Origin of the sequence: Microbulbifer aggregans, assembly GCF_020524005.1 — a bacterium.
Lineage (GTDB): Bacteria > Pseudomonadota > Gammaproteobacteria > Pseudomonadales > Cellvibrionaceae > Microbulbifer > Microbulbifer aggregans_A.
The window spans coordinates 129,056-149,849 of the sequence record NZ_JAIVKK010000002.1; the positions used below are offsets into that span (position 1 = coordinate 129,056).

The window sequence follows — 20,794 nt, forward strand, 5'->3', positions numbered from 1 at the left end:
AGGCGGTCTTCGGACCGCCTTTTTTATTACCCCGCCACTTAAAACTGGAAGCGTACATCAGCAAACAGGCTTCTCGGTTCGCCGATAAAGTACCTGTCACCACCGCCAAGACTCGAATAATCCGCGCGCTCCGCATAGTCCTTATTGGCCAGATTGTTTACCCTGAGCCCCAAACGAACGCGCTCCCCAAGGTCCCGATAGATACGCACATGCGCGAGGGAATGGCCAGCGTACTCGTGCTGGTTTTCAATATCGGTGTAGTAGCGCCCAGTGAACTGCCACTGCAGCTCCAGCCGCGTCGCCTCCGACGTCCACCCGAGTATCGCGCCGTGCAGGTGACGAGGCGCGGTATCAATGTCATTTCCGGCTGTGGCCACCAGGGTTGACGTGCCCGGCTCGCTCACGTCGCTCGTATATTGATGTTTCGCGACGGTACCATGGACCCCCAGATCCCAATCCTGCCAGTGCCAGGACAACTCGTACTCCAGTCCATAGTGGCGAGTTTCACCCTCATTGAGGTTTAACCGATCGGACGACAGGAAAATCACATCGGCCTTTTCCATGGCGAATACCGCAATATCGAAAGCCACGGCCTGCTCCTGCCCACGCAGACTAAATTCAACACTGTTGATGGACTCAGAATTCAGGTGCGCCTCCATCTGCCCGTTCTGCAAACGATAAAGCTCTGCGGCCTGCGGTGCGCGGCTCCCCCGAGCCAAGCGCATGCTGCCGGTCAATTGCGTACTGAACTGGTGTTGCAGGCTGGTATCGAAAGACAGGTTTTCGAACTGATCACGAGAGTTTCCCGGGCGGGTGTAACGGCATCCGGGCGCGCCGGAAAAGCTGTTGATACAGATAGACCCATCTTCCGCGGTATTCCCACTACGCATCCGATTGCGGTAGGTATAGCGGATCGACTCATATCGGGCTCCAAGCGTAAAGCTGCTGTTATCTGCAAGGGTGTATTTGCTCTCGGAAAACACCGCAGTAACGGCGGAATTGACCGTGTAATCGTATTGCTTACCCGCGGGGAAGGAGGAAAAACCCTCTTGCTGCGTTTGCTTTAACCAGGCATCCATCATTTCCAGGTCAACACCGCTCGTCATCGACCAGGCATCGGTGACGCGAGACTGATAGCGCCCTCTCAATCCAGCACCGGTCTGGCCGTTTTCCTCGAGTGGAGTGCCCGGCAGAAAGTGCATCAAAAACGCCATATCCGTATAGCGGGCATAGGGGATTAGCGACCACTGGCGACTATCGGCGCCTCCCCATTGCAGTCGGGACTGCACGCGCACGGCCTGACTGTCTCGAAAGGCTTCCGGGTTCGGGTTTTCGCGCTTGCGCGCCGCATCTTTGTAGGCATCTTTACCGGTTACATAGCCAGCGGTTTCCTGGTTCAGGTTACTCAGGCTGAGCAGTGTCCGCACTGATGCTCCCCCAAGGTCTACATCGTGCCGGGTGGTCAATTTCTGTTGATCAAACCCGGAGTCCCGCTTAAAGCCGCCATCCTGCACGCCGTTAAAGCTGAGGCGGTACCCGTGATCGCCAGTAACACGGCTGTGCTCGGCGCTCAGCCTGCGATAATCATTCGCACCGGCCTCCAGCGCCATCCGATCAAGACGCTTTTCGGGAGCCTTGCTGAGGATATTGATAACACCGTGCTGCGCATCAGAACCGTACAGGACCGAACCCGGGCCACGCATAACCTCTATCCGCGCCGCCTGCTCACCGTTTAAATCGAACAGTTGGTTTACGTTGCACAAACCCGCCCCCCTCACCGGAACACCATCTTCCGCAATGCCGAACGATCCACAACTGCCGGACCCGGTGAGAACCGGGGAACGGATGGCGGTGAGGTGCTCCTGTCCGTTGCCGCGACTGATCCAGACACCGGCCACCCGGTTGAGAATTTCACTGGGGTGTGTCGCAGCTACCTGTTCGATCGTATCGCCATCGACCACGGCGACACTGACTGGCGATTGCAGTAGCCGCAGCCCGGTTACACTGACGGTGTCGATCGCGTGAGCCTCGTTAGAGGAAGGCTCAGAGACATGAACTTCTGAAGAAAGGGTCTTGAGGGTGTAGGTGCCACTGGATTCGGTGTCGGCACCGAAACACGCCAGTTGCATACCGGCCAGTGAAATCCCCGCAGCAAATGACAAAAAATAGGAGCACATTTGGAAACGTCACCAAGCGACGGAGAGATCAACAGGAAAAGTCGACAACCCGTCTGTTGCCGACCGTGGGGAGTCTGAGAGAAAGCATCAGAAAAGGGCCGCCGGAGCTAACTTTGGCTAAGCGATGCTTTCGGCTGCGAAGTAGTCCATCGAATAATTCACCCGCTCTTCCACATTTTTTTCCAGCTGTTCGAGGTCCATGGCTTCGATATGCTCCAGCCGTGTGCGCAGGCCAATCCCGTTGGCGATCTGAATCGCGAGCCCGGGGCGCGCATTGGCTTCCAGCAGCAGCGGTCCCCGTTTGCGGTCGAGCACGATATCGCAGCCCAGATAACCCAGGCCGGTCATCTCATAGCAACTGGCAGCGAGGCGCACCAGATCGCCCCAGTCCGGAACGACCAGGTCGGAAAACGGCATTTCCGTATCCGGATGCTTTTCGATCCGCACTCCCCGCTGAACCGCGTGGCAGGACTTTCCTGTCGAAAGGTCAATGCCGACCCCGACCGCCCCCTGGTGCAGATTGGCCTTGCCGTCAGAAGCGTGAGTAGAGCAACGCAACATCGCCATTACCGGAAAGCCACGAAAAACGATCACTCGGATATCCGGCACACCTTCAAAGGAGTAGCGGTCGAATACCGGATCAAAGTCCACCAGGGCCTCGATCATTACCCGGTCCGGCTTACCACCGAGACTGTAGAGCCCGCTATGGATATTGCTCACATGCCGCTGGATATCCAGCGCCGTGACTTTATTGCCCGACGGCTTGAGGTAATCGTCGCCGTCGCGACCGGTGATCACCAGGATCCCCTTGCCTCCGGAACCCCGCGCCGGTTTGATCACAAACTTCTGCAGCGGAGTGATTACCTGCATGACCCGGCTGCGGCTGGGCTGGGTTTCAAATGCGGCTATCAATTCCGGTACCGGGATGCGATATCGCTTGGCGGCACGCTTGGTATTGAGCTTGTCATCGACGACCGGATATTTGTCACGGTCGTTGTAGCGCGCAATATAGTGCACGTTGCGCGCATTCATACCGAGCACTCCCAGCTTGCGCAACGTGAACGGCGAGACCAGCCCGCCGCGTAAGAATGAAGGCAGTTGCATCAGCGCACCAGCTGGCGGAAGCGTGCCAGTTCACCAAGCCGGAAGCCGGTGTAGTTGCCGACAATCATGATCACGCCGAGCAGTACCAGCAACAGTTCCGGGAAGTTGAAAGTCCAGTGTTCGATAAAGCGGTTGGTCATCACCCACCAGGCAAGCACCGCAACCAGCAAGCTGCCGCCGGCCTGCACCACAACCTCATAAGGGCCATCTTCCTCCCAGACGATGGACATCCGCTCAATCGTCCAGGCGAGAATAATCATCGGGAAGAAGGTCACCGTCAGCGCCTGCTCGATACCGAGCTTGTAGCTGACCACACTGATCGCTCCCATTAAGATCACCACCGTAACCACAACGGCGGCGATCCTCGCCACAAGGAGCAGGTTAAGTCTGCTGAGATAAAACCGCACCCACAAGCCCAAGATCAGGATCAGTACAAAAATGGATAGTCCGGTCAGCAGTTGCGTTTCGATAAAGGCGATCGCCAGCAGAACCGGCATGAAGGTACCGGATGTACGCAGGCCAACAAACACACGCAGCAACACAACCACCAGCGCGCCCACCGGCACCAGCAGGATTAACTTGAAAATACTCTGTTGCTCGATCGGCAGGCTGTAGATGGAGAAATCCACCAGCGCTTCTTTTTCCTGGCTGGTACTCAGCATCGCCACATCCCGGGCCGGGACGTCATTGGAGATCACGGAGAAGGTCACACCGGAATCGCGTCCACCCTCCACATCAAGCAGACTCTTGCCGCCGCGCTGCCAGATGAAGAAGTTTTTCGGCACACCGGGCGAGCCGCTCACCGGCTCGAACACCACCCAGCGTTTGCCGTCATAGATTTCCAGCAGGTCTTCCGGATCCAGACGGCGGCGGTCGTCTTCGAGGTAAAGGCCGCGAATCCGGTGGGCCGGAATATCTGCAGCGGCCAGTACCAGCAGCGCCACATCCACCAGCGAGCGGTCTTTGTAGAATCCGAAGATCAGGTTGCGATCCTGGTTGCGTTTGTCCCCCAGCGCCGTGAGCAGTTCCGTGGTAAAGGTTTTGGTATCCGAGGAGCGCTCGCGGGCTGAATCCACCAGAGAGTAAATAGCCAGGCGCACCGCTTCCTGCTCCCGTGCGCCGAGGAACGGTTTGGTGACCTCAGTGCTCAGGTCCAGCGGTTGTTCCAAAGCCGCACCCGGTGTCTGGTGCACATCGAGCTGATAAAAAAGCGACTGTGCGCCAGAAGCCGCCCGCCGCGCCCAGACCGCACGGTATTCGTCGTCTTCATGAATGATGTTGAAGCCGTAGCCGGAAGAGCTGAAGGTCTCACCCAGCACCTCCATGTTGCGTTGTGCCCGCGGCAGGGTCAGCGCCGCTTTCACTGGTCCGCCATCGGCATTGAAGCGGACTTTGGCCTCAATGGTCCAGACAGTGCGGTATTCTCCAGGAAGCAGGGGAAACCCCAGTTCGAAATGCTTGTATGCAGTCAGGCCGGCGCCCATCAGTGCGAGCAGCGCGGCGAGGATATAGACCTGAGCCCGTGGCGACATTCGCCATCCCCCATTTGGTAATTTGTAACAGCTTGTGACTGCCTATTTTTGCCGGTTATTGCGGAGCCTGCCAGTGCACAGGCCCGGTTTCAGCACATTGGTCAGGATAATCAGGACAATAAGGCTGGGGCAATCGCCAACGCGACTACCCGCTCAGGCAGCAAGGGTCACTGAAGGTTCACTTGCTGAAGGAAGGCAGCTGCGGTTTGCCCTGTACCTGCTTGCGGCTTACGTCCACCACAGCGGCATCTTTGAGGAAGTTGCGCCCTACCAGCAGCGGGAATTCGAATTCCCCTCGCTCAACCAGGTTGACCTCCACCATGTGGGTCACTTCACCCACCGTCAGGCTCATGGCAACCACCGGGCGCCGCTGCCGATCAAAGCCCGGACGGGCAACGCGCACATGCCGCTTGATGGGCAATTCTATGGTAACGGGCTTTCCTTCAGGGCCGTCCGGCAGTTTGAAACGCACCCAGTCGCTACCGTCGCGTTCGAATGGCTTCATTTCCACCACGCTCAGTGAGCAGGTGGCAGCACCAGTATCAATCAGCGCGCGCAGGCGAACACCACCGGGCTCTACCGTAAACAATTCTTCCGAACCCAAAACCAGCTTGTCCTTGGCTACAGGCACTTCCACAACTTTTTCATAATTGCGTTCGATTACCCGCTCTACCACCTTCACCTCGGGTTCGGCGCAGACGACAGTCTCCACCGGCGGGCATTGGCCGGTTTCTACAGGTGTACCTGAAGACACCTGGGTAGGATCAACCGCCGATGTCTGGGTATCGGGATGCGGCAGGGATTCGCAGCCAGCCAGCTGGTTAAGCGCCAGCGCGAGAATGATGTAAGGCAAAGACCGCATTTGTTTATTACTACCTTAGAGCCAATTTCATCAGCCCTGTGCAATGTTTATCAGTATTGTTCTGGCGGCATTTTAAACCGGCCATCCATGGTGCCCGTTATTTCAATCGCCGGATGTTACCCCATCCAACGCACATCTGCACCGTGGCCCAAGCCACATCCCGTGAGGAACCAGGAAAGTTTCGGAAACAAAATAGTACCAACTGGTCACAATCAATCAAGCGCCATTGTCGCTCTCATCACCGAATTGCCACACGCTGAGCAGCTCAAATGCCCCGGATCAGAGCCAGAAATCACCCACGCGCAAGGCGCTGGTCAATTTCACCGAGCTTGGCCACGAGTCCCGAAAATGGCAGAGCACTGCCACGGAAAAATTCTTCAGCCATAGGCGCAATACCGCATTCACCGGGCAGCGGAAGCTCCGCCTCCACCAGTTGGCTCATCCGCGGCAAAAATACAAACTGCAGCCACTGTGGCAATGTCAGGGTATCCACACAAAATGGCTGAGTACTGGCCAGGGCCTCCGCTGACGGCCATTCGTCCTGCCAGAGTTCCAGCACGCGCATCTCAGCTTCAAGTTCCAGCAACAGGGTGGCGATATCGGGATAAATCGACTTCATGGAGATAAATTAGTTCAGTTTCTATGTATCTGGTGTCAGGGGCGCTGCTACTGGATATCGCGGCGAAAAGGCGGCAGTGAATCCAGCATTGCGCGGCCGTAGCGCTTGGTGACGATGCGCCGGTCAAGCAATGTGATGGTGCCGCTGTCAGACTCGGTGCGCAGCAACCGGCCACAGGCCTGCACCAGTTTGAGCGCCGCATCCGGGACCGTGATCTGCATAAAAGGGTTACCCCCTTTCGCTTCAATCCACTCTGCAAGAGCAGCCTCAATCGGGTCATCGGGCACAGCAAAAGGCAGCTTGGCGATGATCACGTGGCGACAGTAATCGCCAGGCAGGTCGAGACCTTCGGCGAAGCTGGCGAGGCCGAACAGAACACTGTGACCGCCGCCATCGATACTCGCTTTATGCGCATCCAGAAGCTGCTGCCGGGACTGCTGCCCCTGCATCAGGATGCGGTTGCGCCAGGTGCCCGGCAGGGATTCGTAAACCGTTTCCATCTGCCTGCGGGAGGCAAACAGCACCAGCGAGCCACCGGGGCTATCGAGCAGCGTCGGCAACGCTTCAATCACCGCATTGGTATGCAGGTCGGCGTTGTTCGCCTCCACCGCGTCCCTCGGCACGCAAAGCTGGGCGCGCGAAAAATCAAACGGGCTGGGAACAATTTCATAACTGGCATTATCCGGGGTGCCAGCACGCATCTTCAACCGGTCAAAGCGGCCGAGCGCTGTCAGCGTGGCGGACGTCAGTACGGCGCCGTAGCAGCGGCGCCAGAGGCTGTACTCGAGGGTTTTACCGGCGAGAATCGGCGAGCTGCAGACTTCAAAATCAAACGAACCACCCCAGTCTACCAGCGTCACCCAGCGGGCCTGGGGCACACTGCCCTCGTCCACACGGGAGTAGTTGGCCCACAACTCCAGATTACTTTCGGCGCGGCCGTGCCAGCTGCCCAGCAGCGGGTACCAGCGCTCCAGGTCCACAACCGGCACCGGGCTGTGGGCGTCTTCCATCATGCGCTGTGCAGCCTGCACCATCTTGCCCAGCAGGGATTCAAGCTCGTCAAAATCTTCCCTCAGCTGATCGGCCAGCTGCATCAGGGACTCTGGCACCACACCGCCTTCAAAGCGGTGCCGCTGGGTGCGGCCGCGCTCATCTTCAAATTCGCACAGATCCTCCAGCAGTGGCCAGGCCATTTCCAGCTTCTGCTTGGCGGAGGTAAACAGCGCAGGTAACTCTTCGCCGGCTCGCTCCAGTTCGCCGCCATCGCCGATTTCACTCAGCAACTGACCGAGATTCTTGTTGGCCTGATCCAGCCAGCCGGTGGTGGCACCTACACGGCTGTGGTGGGCGAAGTGGTTGAGCGCCTTGTCTGGCAGGTGATGGGCCTCGTCCAGTACATAAATGGCGTCTTCCGGCGCTGGCAGAATGGCACCACCACCCAGCGCGAGGTCAGCCAGCAACAAGTCGTGGTTGGCGACGATGACGCGGCTCTTGCCGAGGCTTTCCCGAGCGCGGAAAAAACTGCAATTGGAAACATGCGGACAGCGCCGGCCGCTGCATTGACGGTGATCCGTCGTGACCAGACTCCAGTCATCCGAGGCAATGGTTTCCGGCCAGTTGTCGCGATCACCATCCCATTTACCGACGGCGAGCTGATCGGCCATCTCCCGGTACAGCTTGATGCCAGTTTCATCCACCTGCGGCTTTTCGTCCTCGTACAGGGCCATCGAGGCCCCGACGCCACTGGAGGTAAGCTCGGTAAGCAATTGATCCAGTTTGGACAGGCACATGTAACGGCCGCGCCCTTTGGCCAGGGCGATATCGAACTTGAGGCCGGAGTGACGGATGACTTCGGGCAGATCCTTGTGGATGATCTGTTCCTGCAGGGCCACCGTGGCCGTGGACACAACCAGGGTTTTGTCGTGGGCGATGGCCAGGGGAATGGCGGCGAGCAGGTAGGAAACAGTCTTACCGGTACCGGTGCCCGCTTCCACCACGCAGATATGCTGGCCGTCAGTTTTGCCGTGATCCCGCTCGCCGGAACCATTGCGGTGGATACCGCCAATACTGCGGGCAATCGCCGCGATCATCAGTTTCTGGCCATAGCGCGCTTTCAGCTCGCGGCCGTTGAGAAACTGGCGATAGGCGTTCTGGATGGATTCTTTGTCTTTTTCGCTGAGCACAGGGAACCGGAAGGAGTTGCAGAGAAGTTATATCAGCCGGGCATTATCCACGGTTGTTCAGGGGTTAGCCAACCTGAATCTCCTCCGTACTCCATTCAAAGCGGGGATTGCGATCACAGCTCAAAGGCCAACCGCGAAACCACCGGGTTGGCATACGCCTGGATCGCCTTGTCTCGCCAGCGCTCGTCAATAGCCGCCATGCGCTTTTCAAACTGCTCGCGGATTTCCATATGCTCATCGGGGTGCCAGGGTTTGGCCGGGTAACCCACGGGCAATGCAGGCGCCTCACCGTAGATCATCTGATAGGCAATCAGGTTGGTGGGATGTAATACATAGTTGCCGATGATCTGCCGGTCGATTTCGTCGGCCAGTGCAGACACATCTGAAAAATCGTTCTCGATCGGGGTGCCAAAGGCCGCGTGGACATGCCCTTTCTTCCCGACCACCCCCTTGCCGATACTGCCGAGATCCTCATGAGCCTCTTTCTGGTACTCATCCTGATGCTCGGTAATGTACAGTTCGCGGGCTTTGGAACGGTCGCAGGGATCCCACTCGTAGGAGATGGACAGCGGCACAATATGCAGCTCGCGCCAGAATTCCTCAAACGGCTGCTCCTTGGGCTTGGCCATGGCGAACATCGCCGCCAGCGCCGGATTCGTGCGATCCAGGCCATCTTTGGCACGGCCGGCACGCTGCGCAATCCACACATGCTCGTTTTCGTTCACGATCGAGTGGTGGATATAGCGCGACAGCGTCATCGCGGCCTGCAGCTTCTCACGGCGGCTACCGGAGCTGCGCTTGACCACAAAGCACTTGTTCAGCTTCATGATATCGGTCGCAAACTGCTTGGAGAGAAGGTTGTCTCCGATGGCAATTCGCGAGGTCTCGTGCCCTTCCTTGTACATGGCAAGAATTGCCAGGGCCGGATCCATTGCGATATCGCGGTGATTGCTCACAAACAGACAGGCGCGATTCTTCGGCAGGGTGTCCAGACCGGAAATCGACAGGCCACAGCTGGTACGGTTAACCGCCTTTTCAAGATACTTGGCGATGACATCCTGAACGCCGCGCACATTTTTAGCGTTGCGAAACTCAAAGCGCACAAACTGGCGAACCAGCCACGCGAGCGGGCGTTCCAGCTTGCTCGCCATACTTGGCAAAAGGAAGTGCGCCACGACCCTGGACATATCCGGGTCTTCAACCAGGCGCTTCAGTACCGCGCGAACTTCGTCATCGCGATAAGGACGGATTTCATCAAACTGACTGGGATCCAAGTTACTTGCACTCATTGACTTTCGCTTCTTGCCTACAGCGACCTCTCACCTGAATATCGTCTCAGGTGACCGGATCTGGCTCATTCTTATTGTGGCCCCGCGCGCTGACCGCGAGACAAACCGGCGCAGAACATACCGGATGCGGGCGCGAACTGCCAGCGCCACAGCCGACCGGACAGTAATACCCGGCAGGCCAGAACTGCCCGGCCACCCGGCTTACCCCCGAGTAAAGGGTGAGAAGGAGCGCTTTTAAAGGATACCTGCGACACGCGACCAGCCGGCCTACTATAGACATCTGTATGGGCTCGCCGGAGAATAGTGCGCTTTGCGACGAGAATGCCCGGTCATAAGCCCTGGCGCTCCGGCCGCCTCACGGCACCGCCGAAAATGATAACAATCCGATGCAGCCCCGCTCCAGCAGCGGGCGCCAGACAAGCAGGAGTACACTTTGAGCCAAGCCAGTACCAGTCCAACCAACGACCCTCAACGAAAACCCAGCCTGTTTGACGCACTGATCCCGCTACTGATTCTGATCGCCATGCTGTCACTGTCAGTCTATTTCTACGGCGCCGACTCGTCGTACGGCCCCAACCAGATTGCTCTGCTGCTGTGTGCGGGCATCGCCGCCATGGTCGGCATGAAAAACGGGTTTACCTGGAACGAGATGGAAGGGGGCATGCTACACGGCATCGGGCTAGTGTTCGGCGCCATCCTGATATTGCTGGCGGTCGGTGCCCTGATCGGCAGCTGGATTCTCGCCGGTACTGTCCCGTCAATGATTTATTACGGGGTTCAGATACTCTCTCCCCAGTGGTTTTACGCCGCAAGCTGCGTGATCTGTGCCATCGTTGGCCTGAGCATCGGATCCAGCTGGACCACGGCCGGTACCCTGGGCGTGGCGCTGATGGGTATTGCCGGTGCACTCGGCCTGGATCCCGCGATCACTGCCGGTGCGGTCATCTCCGGGGCCTACTTTGGTGACAAGATGTCGCCGCTGTCCGACACCACCAACGTCGCCGCGGCGGTCACCTCCAACGACCTGTTCCTGCATATCCGCCATATGTTGTGGACCACAATCCCGGCATTTGGCCTCGCGCTGGTCATTTTTGCGGTCATTGGCCTGAACACCGATACCGGACATGCATCCGCTTCCGACATCGACCTGCTGCTGGGTGCGCTGCAGGAAGAGTTCAACATTTCCCTGATAAGCATGTTGCCACTGGCACTCCTGCTGTTTATGGCCTGGAAGAAAATTCCCGCCTACCCCACGCTGATCATTGGCTCCCTCGTAGGCTGCCTGATCGCGATCATCTTCGAGCCCAATGCGACGCGCCAACTGGCCGGCGGCGAAGGTCCACTCAGCCTGATCAAGGGTGCATGGCACAGCCTGTTCGATGGCTACAAGTCCACCTCCAGCAACGAAGCCGTTGCCTCGCTGCTGTCGAAAGGCGGCATGAGCAGCATGCTCAACACCATCTGGCTGATCATCTCTGCGATGGCGTTTGGCGGTGTAATGGAACGCGCCGGATTCCTTGAGCGCATCGTCAACTGGGCGCTCGCCGGTGTGAAGACAGTGGGCGGCCTCGTCACCACTACCGTTCTGACCTGCTTCGGCATGAACGCCGCTGCCGGGGACCAGTACATGGCCATCATCATTCCCGGGCGCATGTTCCGCGAAGCATTCGAAGACAAGGGCCTCCACGGCCTGAACCTGTCGCGCACCCTGGAAGACTCCGGCACCATCACTTCAGTGCTGATCCCCTGGAATACCTGCGGCGCTTATATGAGCGCCACTCTGGGCATTGCCACTTTCACCTACGCACCGTTTGCGCTATTCAATATTCTCTGCCCACTGTTGGCCATCGCCTACGGCTGGCTGCATTTCAAACAAATGCCGCTCGGCAAGCAAAGCACGCTGCAGACTGCAGACTGATCGCACCAGCGCCCGGCCAAGCGGGACAGCATAGCGGCGCCCATATCGAAATGGGCGCCGCAACTAATGCCTCGTCACGGTGAAACAATCTGCGCCGTGCTCCCTCAACCAATACCGACGACCACCGTGACCACTTCAGATACCACCCCGACTCCCCCCGCGACCATTTCCGAACTCATCAACAGTGCAGAGTTCAACGTCCGCTGGTTCGACCTTGGCCGGCGGGTAAGGTTATTGCCCGGTAGCGCTGCAGAAAGCTTCGAGGCCGGTGCCAGCCCCTGGCCTTCCCCATACCTTCGCCAGGCCTGGTGTGGGCTATTGTTATGGCCGCGCGCCGAGGAAAATGCAGAACCGGTCGTCTGGTTCCTGCGCCTGCCGCTCGACGAGCAGGGAAAACTGCTCCTGCCCATCCGGGACCGCTTTCTGCGCGACCTGACCAAAGCGCTGGCGCCGCAACACAGCAAACCGCATAACGGCCACGATCCGGCGAAACGATTACAGGAAGCCCTGGAAGGCAGCGAACTGATATACACGCCTCCCGCGGACCGCCGCGCCGTATTTCACGCCAAAGCCGCCAAAGTGCTCCAGCGGGCGCCCACGGACCATTTCATCGCAGCCGCTACTTATGCGAAAGATCCCACCAGCACCCCCTGGGAGAGCCTGGCCCTGCAGGGAATCGCCGATCTCGCCGTGCGCTGGAAGGAGCAACGGAAGAACCTGGAGCTGCAAATGGCGAACTACGCCGAGCCGGTTTTCAATGCTCTCTGCCAATGCCTGGAAAGTGAAGCCATCGATCACCATCTGACGACGACCATCATCGATCGCGCCTCCAGCGAGTTCGCCGCTGAAAAGCCGGATTTTGCACTGTTAACCGCAGCCATTCGCGGTATCTCTCAATCCAGCGCCACCGGTATGCGCCAGGACTTCCTGCTGCGACTGCTTGAATCTCCCCTGGGAACAAATGGCGAACTTCTCGCGGCGATTGGCAGCCGCTGTTGTGATGATCTGAAAGAAACCGAAATCGCGCACCTGTGGCTTGCTAACCTGAGCGCCAGTCAACCTCAGGAAACATTCAACCTTCTGCTGACAGACATGCTGTTTCTACCAGAAATTCGCAACATCCTACTGGACCTGCTACGCAACCCGGAAAGACCAGAAGCTGTTGCCCGAGCCTTCGGAAACTTCCTGCACCCGGGCGACAAATAATTTTCCCAAAAAATCACTCCTGGTTGTGCCGGCTTCCGCCGCCACAACCAGGCCTTACCCAACTAAAAATTGCACTTAAGCACAAGCAGAACACTAAGCTTGCCGAAATAAACAAGGAAGCTTTGGCGCCATTTTTATTAAAAAACCACCAACTGTAAAAAAATAAAAATATTTTTAACGGCCAAGCAGAAACCATTTTCCCGCCACGCAATGGCTGCACCATAAAATTGGCAGAAAACCCTTTTTATCTAGACCTTTTAGAGCGACAAAGTGGCGGCGATTTTATCCTGAATTCATGTGTGGCAGCTATTTTAACCGCGTGCCTATTACACTCCATTGGGCGGTATGTTTGTAGAAAATATTTTTACAAAGCACACCAAACAGGTGACGTTTTATTGTCTATGCTATTGACTGACATCAACGGAAAGGAGTTAGGGGATGAATTTCACTCCAGCAAAGTACTTAACCGGAATTATATGTGCACTAGTCCTCGCAGGTTGCTGTGCGCCGGCTCCGATGCCGGCCGCCTGCCCTCCGGGCTCTGAACAGATTCCAACTTCCATGGCCTGTCCTGCGGACGCGGATTGCTGGATGGCATCCGATAACGTTCGTTGCATGAAGGTGGTTAAATAATCACATTCATATAGGTCCATGCAAAATGCCGCTCCCCGGAGCGGCATTTTGTTTTTTACCCCAGCCGGAACACAAAACACTCCCCGTCTGTCTCCGCTTGTTTTTCCCCTGTGCGTCACTCCCACCCTGCCACTGTATTCAACGCATTATTTTTCGCTACACCGGCTCAACGACTGCTCCCACGCTAATGCCTTCTTTACCTCGCGAGGCACTACGATAGTCCGCACTGGCCGCTAATGGCTTTTCCCGCTAATATTTGCGCCAATCCAGCACATATTTTTTAACTAACAAAAAAGCACGGCAAGACCATGGACGCTCTCCCTCTCGCAGCAGCAATCGCCCATCTGAAGCAACACAAAGACCAGTATCACTGGTCCCTGCGCGAACTTTTTGCCAGCGCACCTCAGCGCGCGGAAACATTCAGCGCCAGTGCTGCTGGTATCTATCTCGACTTCAGCAAAAACCTGTTGCGGCAAGATACCCTGGAGTTGCTGCTGCGATACACCGAAACCGCTGGGCTCAAGGAGCGAATTGAAGCCCTGCTTGCCGGTGAGAGTATCAACAATACCGAGCACCGACCGGCACTGCATACGGCGCTGCGCTTTCAGGGCACACCGAAGACCGAGCATGAACAGGCCGTGGCCGACTGCCGTGCGCAAATGCAAAGCTTCGTTCAGAAAGTCCACAGCGGCGACTGGACCGGCTTTTCCGGCAAGCCCATCCGTCATGTGGTCAACATCGGGATTGGCGGCTCAGATCTCGGCCCGCGCATGGTATGCGAAGCGCTCCGCCCATGGCATAAAGCGGGATTGACCGTACACTTTGTCGCAAATATCGACGGCGCAGACCTGAGCGACACCATTGCCACACTGCCTGCCGACGAGACCTTGTTCATCGTCGCTTCCAAGTCCTTCTCCACGCTGGAAACCCGCCAAAACGCCCTTTCGGCACGCCGCTGGGTACTGGAAGCCGGCTGCCCGGAGAATGCGCTGGAAAAGCATTTTGTCGCTGTCAGCAGCAACATCGTTGCCGCACAGGATTTCGGCATCGCAGCGCAAAATATCTTCCCGATGTGGGATTGGGTAGGTGGTCGCTATTCTCTGTGGTCGGCAATCGGGTTGCCGATTGCCCTCGCCTGTGGATTCGAGGCATACAGCGAGCTGCTCGCCGGCGCCAATGCGATGGACACACATTTTGCCGAGACATCATTCGAGCAAAATCTGCCAGTACTGATGGCACTGATTCACTTCTGGTATCGCCAGTGCTGGGGGGCCGGCTCTCTGGCGGTTCTGCCTTATGCACAGCGCCTGGCAAAATTCCCCGCCTGGCTGCAGCAGCTGGATATGGAAAGCCTCGGCAAGAGTGTTGATGTCGAGGGCCAACCACTGAAATATCCCAGCGGGGCAGTAATCTGGGGCGCAGAAGGCAGCAACGGACAGCACTCGTTCCACCAGCTCCTGCACCAGGGCACTGATATGATCCCGGCAGATTTTGTTGCGATCAAAGAGCCCACCTCAGAGCTCGCAGAACAGCACAAGTGGCTGCTCGCGTGCTGCCTGAGCCAGAGCCAGGCACTCCTTCAGGGCAAATCCCTGGCGGAGGCACGCAAGGAACTGGAAGCCTCAGGCCACACGCACAAAGAAGTCCACAGGCTGGCCCCGCATAAAGTTATCCCCGGCAACCGCCCCAGCAACACACTGGTTGTGGATAAACTCGACCCTTACCACCTGGGTAGCCTGTTGGCTCTATACGAGCACAAGGTGTTCACTTTTGGCTGCCTGCTGGACATCAACCCCTTCGATCAATGGGGCGTGGAATTGGGCAAGGTACTGGGCAACGCGGTTTACGATGCCATTGAAGGGGAAATACCGGCTGAGTGGGATGGTTCTACTGCCCACCTACTTAAACTACTCCTTAAGTAAAATTTGAGCTGGGTGGACTCCGCTAGGTAGCGCTGTGGCGGCGGAGCACCGGGTGTGGGTTTTCAGGACCGAGCTAGGCGCCCCCCTGTGAATACATCCCTGGGCGCTGCGTCGCAAACTTCCTGTTTGCGACGATCCTGAAAACCCGCCCCCGCCACTTTACCTTCTCGTGAAACTCTCAGCTTATCCCAGTACGTTCTAGCCAAAACGCTACACCACGAAATCAAGGTAGAGCATTAGGATTCTGTTAAGTAATCTGCACTTGCGGCGAAGGTACCGATACCGGGTATAGCTTTGTGAGACCGTCTGCTGCCAGGACGGCCGCAGCCGAGCCCCCTGGGATGGGTTTACGGCGTGTCTCACAAAGCTATACCCGGTAGCGGTACCGCAACGGTGTTATTTAGTGCGCAGTACCAGACAAAGCTGGAGCACCATCACAACGGCTTTTTATGGCCGCAGAAAATCAGCCACCACTCTTAGCCTGCTTCTCCAACAACGGCTTTATCAAATCCATCGGCAACGGGAACACAATCGTAGAATTCTGCTCACCGGCGATATCTATCAATGTCTGCATGTAACGCAAGGTAATTGCATTGGAATTTTTCGATAGCTGATCCGCCGCCTCGGTAAGCTTGAGAGCCGCCTGCGCCTCACCCTCTGCGTGAATCACCTTCGCGCGCCGCGAACGCTCCGCCTCCGCCTGCTGTGCTATCGCCCGGATCATGCTCTCATCGAGATCAATATGCTTGATCTCGACATTGGTCACCTTCACCCCCCAGGCATCCGTCTGCTCATCAAGAATCTTCTGGATATCCACATTCAATTTATCCCGCTCGGAAAGCATCTCGTCCAACTCGTGCTTGCCCAATACCGAACGCAACGTTGTCTGCGAAAGCTGGCTGACCGCCTCATGGTAGTTTTCCACATTGATGATCGCCGACTGTGGATCAATCACCCGGTAATACACCACCGCATTTACCTTCACCGAAACGTTGTCGCGGCTAATGACATCCTGGGTCGGTACATCCATGACCACCGTGCGCAAGTCCACCCGCTCCATCGTCTGGATCACCGGAATAATGATGATCAGGCCCGGCCCTTTTACCGCCTGGAAGCGCCCCAGAAAAAACACCACCGCCCGCTCGTACTCGCGCAAAATCCGGATCGCATACATCACCAGCATGACCACTGCCAGGATCAGCAGGCTCGCGAAGTAACTGATCATAAGACTTCTCCTTTAGCTGGAATTCACCAATTCCGGATTACTCCGGCTCCACCATCAACAGCAATCCTTCTTCTGCCACCACCGTCACCAACTGGCCTTCTACCAGGCTCACAGAAGATCGCGCCCGCCAGAGTTCTCCATCGATTTTCACCAACACTTCTGGCTCAGAGGTCGAAACCACAGCCGTACGCCCGACCATCGCCTTATTGCTCACAACCTTTGGCTTGCGCAAACTGTGCCCGACGGCATACAGCAAACCGAGCAACCCCAAACCGCTCACCGCGGCAATCGAACCGATCAAGGTTCGGGATACCTGCATACCCGGTACATCGCTGTCGATAAGCATCACCGAACCAATCACCAGGGCCGCCAGGCCACCAATACCCAATGCGCCGAAACTCGGCACAAACAGTTCCGCCGCGATCAGCAGTGCACCGACCACAATCAGGGCCAAGCCCGCGTAGTTAATTGGTAATACCTGTAGCGCATATAGTGCCAACAACAGGCAGATAACACCGACAATACCCGGCACCATCGCACCCGGGCTGTAGCCTTCAAAAATCAAACCGTAAATACCCACAAGTAACAGCATGTAAGCCACCTGGGGGTTGGTGATGATGCCAAGTATTTCGTTGCGCCAGTCCGGGGCATAGCTGATAACCGGTAACGTGGCGATATCGGCCGCTATTGTTTTTTTTCCGGCGTCGGTCACCACTTCACGCCCCGGCAACTGCCGCAGTAAGTCCGCGCGGTTCTCGGCAACGATGTCCACTACGTTCTGCGCCAACGCCTCCCTTGCCGTCAATGTAGCGGCATCACGAACGGCTTTTTCCGCCCATTCGGCGTTGCGATTGTGACGCTGGGCCAGACCGCGAATGTAGGCAACGGAGTCATTGATCACCTTGCGCTCCATTGCCGAACCGGGCTCTGGCGCTTTTTCAGGCGGTTTATTCGAATCATTTCCATCATCGCCTGCGCCGCCTTTTGTATCCCCTTGTCCGGGAGTCTCTGAAGGACTCTGCGCGGGTTTCGGGGGCTCCTGCGTTCCCGGCATACCGCCAATCTGCACCGGCGTGGCCGCCCCCAGAGTCGTGGAAGGCGTCATGGCGGCAACATGACTGGCGTAGAGAATATATGTCCCGGCACTCGCAGCACGCGCGCCAGCGGGTGTAACGTAGGTCACAAAGGGGGTATCGGAAGCGAGAATATACTGAATGATGTCCCGGGTAGCGGCATCGAGCCCGCCCGGCGTGTCCATGTCAATAATGAACAAACGTGCACCCTGCTCGCGGGCTTTATCGCTGGCACGCACCAGATAATCGGTGGTTGCCGGCCCTATGGGGCCGGTGATCTTCAATTCAGCAATATGCGCGCGCTCTGCGGCCTCAGAAGCGTCCTGCGCAAAAGTAAAATTGGACAGCGTCTGCGCCAAACTAAGCAACAGTGCAATCAATACCCCTTTCGAACACCACTTTTTCATTTGTGATTTCCCGGGTGCGAAAGTCAGACGGAGAAGTCACAAGCGTAACAGAAGGCAGGCCGGGCAAAAGGAAAATAGCGCCCGAGTAACACGGGCGCACCCGATTCAGGCGGGAGTATTTACACTGAGGTAGCGCCGAGCGAATTTTGGATCCATTTTTTCCAAATCAACGACCACCAGACCATCCACCGAATCACAGAAATCCGGATCGACATTGAACGCGTGGAAGCTGGTGCCGCCCGGTACCGTCACCGCCGTATATTTTTTGAAGAGCGGCGGTAAAACGGCATTTTCTTCTTTCAAAATTTGCTTCAACTGCAACATATCCTGATGGGCGTTACCGCAGAGGCCAGGCAAGTCGCCCCGCTCTTCCACAAACGGCAGGCGCGCATCACCCAGAGGGTTGCCAGTAGCAAAGTGATGTAAAAAATAACGCACGATGGCAGATTTGGCACGACGGGAAAAGTTGCCAGGCATGGAAACTGGCCCGAACAGGTAGCGACAATCATTGCGCAGAATCCACTGTCCGATTCCACTCCACAACAGATCCAGCCCTCGGCTGCGCCAGTAATCCGGCAGCAGAAAGCTGCGCCCGAGTTCCGCCGAGCCCGGCAGGCACTGCTGTGGCGGACGCGAGTAATTAAACAATGTACTGCTGTAAATTTTGTCTACAGCAAGGTCATCGGTTTTCACCAACCGGTATGCGCCGGCAATTCGCTGCTGGTCCCGGTCCCACAGGAGCAGGTGGTCGTAGTAGGCATCAAATGCATCCCAATCCCGACTGCTGCCAGTGCCCTCTCCCACGGCCCGGAAGGCGATCTCACGCAACCTCGACAGCTCACGCATTACCGCGCAGTCCGCTTTCTGGCGATATAGCTTCACCGTAAACTCACCCTGCTCCGCCAGGGTCTCACACTGCGCAATCACAGCCGCGACATCGGCAACAGGTTCAGCCGCGGCTATGGGTTCCGGAGCAAGGGATGGCGGGTTTCTGTGCAGGCGGTAGACCTGCTTTTTCCACAGCTTCGCCTGTGCACGGGGTGCCATGGGCCACGCCCGGTAGTGCTCCGGTGCCACCGGCGTCCCGATGCGTATATCAATTCCTCGGCGGACCTGCTTGAACATTTCCCTTACCAGCCACAATGTGGACAGAGGCTTGTTCAGCATTGACAAGCCATACCACCACAGGGAATTCCTGCCACGCACCTGTACCGGGAGAATTGGCGCATCGGTCTTGTCGGCAAAGCGCAAGAATCCCGGATTCCAGCGCCCGTCACGCACGCCCTGCGGGGTCAACCGTGAGACTTCACCCGCCGGGAACACAATAGTTGCGCCACCGCTGTTCAGGTGACTGTATATACCTTCCACATCGCTACGCCGGGTACGACCGTTAAAGTTATCCACGGGCAGCAAATATCCACGCAGGGGCTCGATATTCCACAGCAGTTGACTGGCAACGGCCTTAACATCCTTGCGCACACGCGCAACCAGGTCGATCAGGGCCAGACCATCGAGACTGCCCAACGGGTGATTGGATACGATAACCAGAGGGCCACTTACAGGAATGCGCTCCAGTTCCACAGGATTGATGTCGTAGTGGAAATCGAACGAACGGAATACCTGGCGGATAAAATCGCGCCCTCCCAGATGGGGGAAGTCGCGGCCAAATTGCTGCAACTGTTGCTCGCAACAAATTTTTTTCACAGTGGCAGAGACCAGCCTGCGCGCGGGACTTTTTGGCGCTGCACTGTACCAGGGGTTCTGCTGCAGTAGATTTTCCAACTGGATCATGCCGCTACTGCCTCTGTCATGATGTGTGCGATTTTCGGGGTCCGGTGCCAGTGCATGATTTCCATGGTGCCGCTGTGCTGCTCTACCACCGCGGTCATCGAATCCACCCAATCACCGCAGTTGGCATAAGTCACCCCGTGATCCTGATGTGCACTGTGGCGAATACCCGCGCGGTGAATATGTCCACAGATCACGCCATCGAATCCGCGGCGCGCCGTTTCGCGAATAGCCACATCCTCGAACTTCTCCATCATCTTGCGCGCCGCATTCACGCGATTTTTTACATGATTCGCCAACGACCACCACGGCAGGTCCATGCGGCTGCGCCAGTAATTGATCCAGCGATTAAAGCGCAGCATCAGGTAATAGCTCTGGTCACCCAGGTGATAACTGACAGGGTTGATCTCGATATGATGCTCAAACTGGTCACCATGGGTGACCAGGAAGCGTTTGCCATCGACAGCGGTATGCGTCCATTCGCGCTCGACGCGAATGTTGCCCAGGCGCTTGCCCGCCCAGCTGCGCATGGGGGCGTCGTGATTTCCTGGTACATAGATAATTTCAGGGGTACGACTGCTCAACTCGGAGAGCATGCCGAGCAACAGCGTGGAGGCCTCGCACCAGCTGCCCTTGCCCTGGGACAGGGCTTTCATGTCGAAGATATCGCCGACCAAATACACCGTGTCGGCGGAATTCTGGGCAAGGAAATCCGCCAGCCGTTGCGGCTCGCTATCCCGGCTACCCAGGTGCACATCGGAAATCCACAGCGCGCGATATCGGTTACTCATTGGCAAGTCCCGTCTGTTCGTTACAGGAACTTTGCGTGAGTTTTCTTACAAAAAAGGGGCTGTTT

14 protein-coding genes are annotated in these 20,794 nt (G+C 57.1%); 3 read left to right on the top strand and 11 right to left on the bottom strand.

Annotated features, from left to right (window positions below):
* Positions 1–38 precede the first annotated feature (38 nt).
* From LC093_RS04610 to LC093_RS04640, 7 genes are all read right to left on the bottom strand, one after another.
* Positions 39–2,177 (bottom strand): TonB-dependent receptor, encoded by a 2,139-nt coding sequence (locus tag LC093_RS04610; RefSeq protein ID WP_226662699.1) that lies wholly within the window; start codon positions 2,175–2,177, stop codon positions 39–41.
* A gap of 117 nt (positions 2,178–2,294) precedes the next feature.
* Positions 2,295–3,281, bottom strand: coding sequence for an alpha-L-glutamate ligase-like protein (locus LC093_RS04615; protein ID WP_226662701.1), 987 nt, complete (start codon positions 3,279–3,281; stop codon positions 2,295–2,297).
* Positions 3,281–4,813, bottom strand: a complete 1,533-nt coding sequence (locus tag LC093_RS04620) for an inactive transglutaminase family protein (RefSeq protein WP_226662703.1) — start codon at positions 4,811–4,813, stop codon at positions 3,281–3,283. The genes LC093_RS04615 and LC093_RS04620 overlap by 1 nt, the downstream gene beginning before the upstream one ends.
* 178 nt (positions 4,814–4,991) lie before the next feature.
* The gene (locus LC093_RS04625; protein WP_226662705.1) at positions 4,992–5,675 is read right to left on the bottom strand and encodes an ATP-dependent zinc protease; all 684 of its coding nucleotides are present in this window, start codon (positions 5,673–5,675) and stop codon (positions 4,992–4,994) included.
* Between the two features lie 292 nt (positions 5,676–5,967).
* Complete coding sequence (locus tag LC093_RS04630) at positions 5,968–6,294, bottom strand: YqcC family protein (RefSeq protein ID WP_226662707.1); 327 nt, start codon at positions 6,292–6,294, stop codon at positions 5,968–5,970.
* Between the two features lie 47 nt (positions 6,295–6,341).
* On the bottom strand, positions 6,342–8,477 hold the full coding sequence (dinG, locus tag LC093_RS04635; RefSeq protein ID WP_226662709.1) for an ATP-dependent DNA helicase DinG: 2,136 nt from the start codon (positions 8,475–8,477) through the stop codon (positions 6,342–6,344).
* A 113-nt stretch (positions 8,478–8,590) separates the two neighbouring features.
* Complete coding sequence (locus LC093_RS04640) at positions 8,591–9,766, bottom strand: 1-acyl-sn-glycerol-3-phosphate acyltransferase (protein ID WP_226662716.1); 1,176 nt, start codon at positions 9,764–9,766, stop codon at positions 8,591–8,593.
* Positions 9,767–10,199: 433 nt separating this feature from the next.
* Here LC093_RS04640 and nhaC point away from each other — a divergent pair, with 433 nt between their 5' ends.
* The 3 genes from nhaC to pgi all read left to right on the top strand — a co-directional run bounded on the left by nhaC (position 10,200) and on the right by pgi (position 15,445).
* Positions 10,200–11,684 (top strand): Na+/H+ antiporter NhaC, encoded by a 1,485-nt coding sequence (gene nhaC, locus LC093_RS04645; RefSeq protein WP_226662718.1) that lies wholly within the window; start codon positions 10,200–10,202, stop codon positions 11,682–11,684.
* 126 nt (positions 11,685–11,810) lie between these two features.
* Positions 11,811–12,890, top strand: a complete 1,080-nt coding sequence (locus LC093_RS04650) for a DUF3549 family protein (protein WP_226662720.1) — start codon at positions 11,811–11,813, stop codon at positions 12,888–12,890.
* 941 nt (positions 12,891–13,831) lie between these two features.
* A complete protein-coding gene (pgi, locus tag LC093_RS04655) occupies positions 13,832–15,445 on the top strand; it encodes a glucose-6-phosphate isomerase (RefSeq protein ID WP_226662722.1) in 1,614 nt (537 codons plus the stop codon).
* 463 nt (positions 15,446–15,908) lie between these two features.
* Here pgi and LC093_RS04660 read toward each other — a convergent pair whose 3' ends face one another.
* The 4 genes from LC093_RS04660 to LC093_RS04675 all read right to left on the bottom strand — a co-directional run bounded on the left by LC093_RS04660 (position 15,909) and on the right by LC093_RS04675 (position 20,729).
* On the bottom strand, positions 15,909–16,670 hold the full coding sequence (locus LC093_RS04660; protein ID WP_226662724.1) for a slipin family protein: 762 nt from the start codon (positions 16,668–16,670) through the stop codon (positions 15,909–15,911).
* Positions 16,671–16,707: 37 nt separating this feature from the next.
* Positions 16,708–18,150, bottom strand: a complete 1,443-nt coding sequence (locus tag LC093_RS04665; protein ID WP_226662725.1) for an NfeD family protein — start codon at positions 18,148–18,150, stop codon at positions 16,708–16,710.
* A 105-nt stretch (positions 18,151–18,255) separates the two neighbouring features.
* On the bottom strand, positions 18,256–19,941 hold the full coding sequence (locus tag LC093_RS04670; RefSeq protein WP_226662727.1) for a lysophospholipid acyltransferase family protein: 1,686 nt from the start codon (positions 19,939–19,941) through the stop codon (positions 18,256–18,258).
* Positions 19,938–20,729: a UDP-2,3-diacylglucosamine diphosphatase gene (locus LC093_RS04675; RefSeq protein WP_226662729.1), complete on the bottom strand. Its 792-nt coding sequence runs from the start codon at positions 20,727–20,729 to the stop codon at positions 19,938–19,940. Before LC093_RS04675 ends, LC093_RS04670 begins: the two co-directional genes overlap by 4 nt.
* Positions 20,730–20,794: the final 65 nt, after the last annotated feature.

Excerpts from the sequence above, each read along its gene's own strand:
- LC093_RS04610 (WP_226662699.1), bottom strand. The coding sequence starts at position 2,177 with ATGTGCTCCTATTTTTTGTCATTTGCTGCGGGGATTTCACTGGCCGGT.
- LC093_RS04615 (WP_226662701.1), bottom strand. The coding sequence starts at position 3,281 with ATGCAACTGCCTTCATTCTTACGCGGCGGGCTGGTCTCGCCGTTCACG.
- LC093_RS04620 (WP_226662703.1), bottom strand. The coding sequence starts at position 4,813 with ATGTCGCCACGGGCTCAGGTCTATATCCTCGCCGCGCTGCTCGCACTG.
- LC093_RS04625 (WP_226662705.1), bottom strand. The coding sequence starts at position 5,675 with ATGCGGTCTTTGCCTTACATCATTCTCGCGCTGGCGCTTAACCAGCTG.
- LC093_RS04630 (WP_226662707.1), bottom strand. The coding sequence starts at position 6,294 with ATGAAGTCGATTTATCCCGATATCGCCACCCTGTTGCTGGAACTTGAA.
- LC093_RS04640 (WP_226662716.1), bottom strand. The coding sequence starts at position 9,766 with ATGAGTGCAAGTAACTTGGATCCCAGTCAGTTTGATGAAATCCGTCCT.
- pgi (WP_226662722.1), top strand. The coding sequence starts at position 13,832 with ATGGACGCTCTCCCTCTCGCAGCAGCAATCGCCCATCTGAAGCAACAC.
- LC093_RS04660 (WP_226662724.1), bottom strand. The coding sequence starts at position 16,670 with ATGATCAGTTACTTCGCGAGCCTGCTGATCCTGGCAGTGGTCATGCTG.
- LC093_RS04665 (WP_226662725.1), bottom strand. The coding sequence starts at position 18,150 with ATGAAAAAGTGGTGTTCGAAAGGGGTATTGATTGCACTGTTGCTTAGT.
- LC093_RS04670 (WP_226662727.1), bottom strand. The coding sequence starts at position 19,941 with ATGATCCAGTTGGAAAATCTACTGCAGCAGAACCCCTGGTACAGTGCA.
- LC093_RS04675 (WP_226662729.1), bottom strand. The coding sequence starts at position 20,729 with ATGAGTAACCGATATCGCGCGCTGTGGATTTCCGATGTGCACCTGGGT.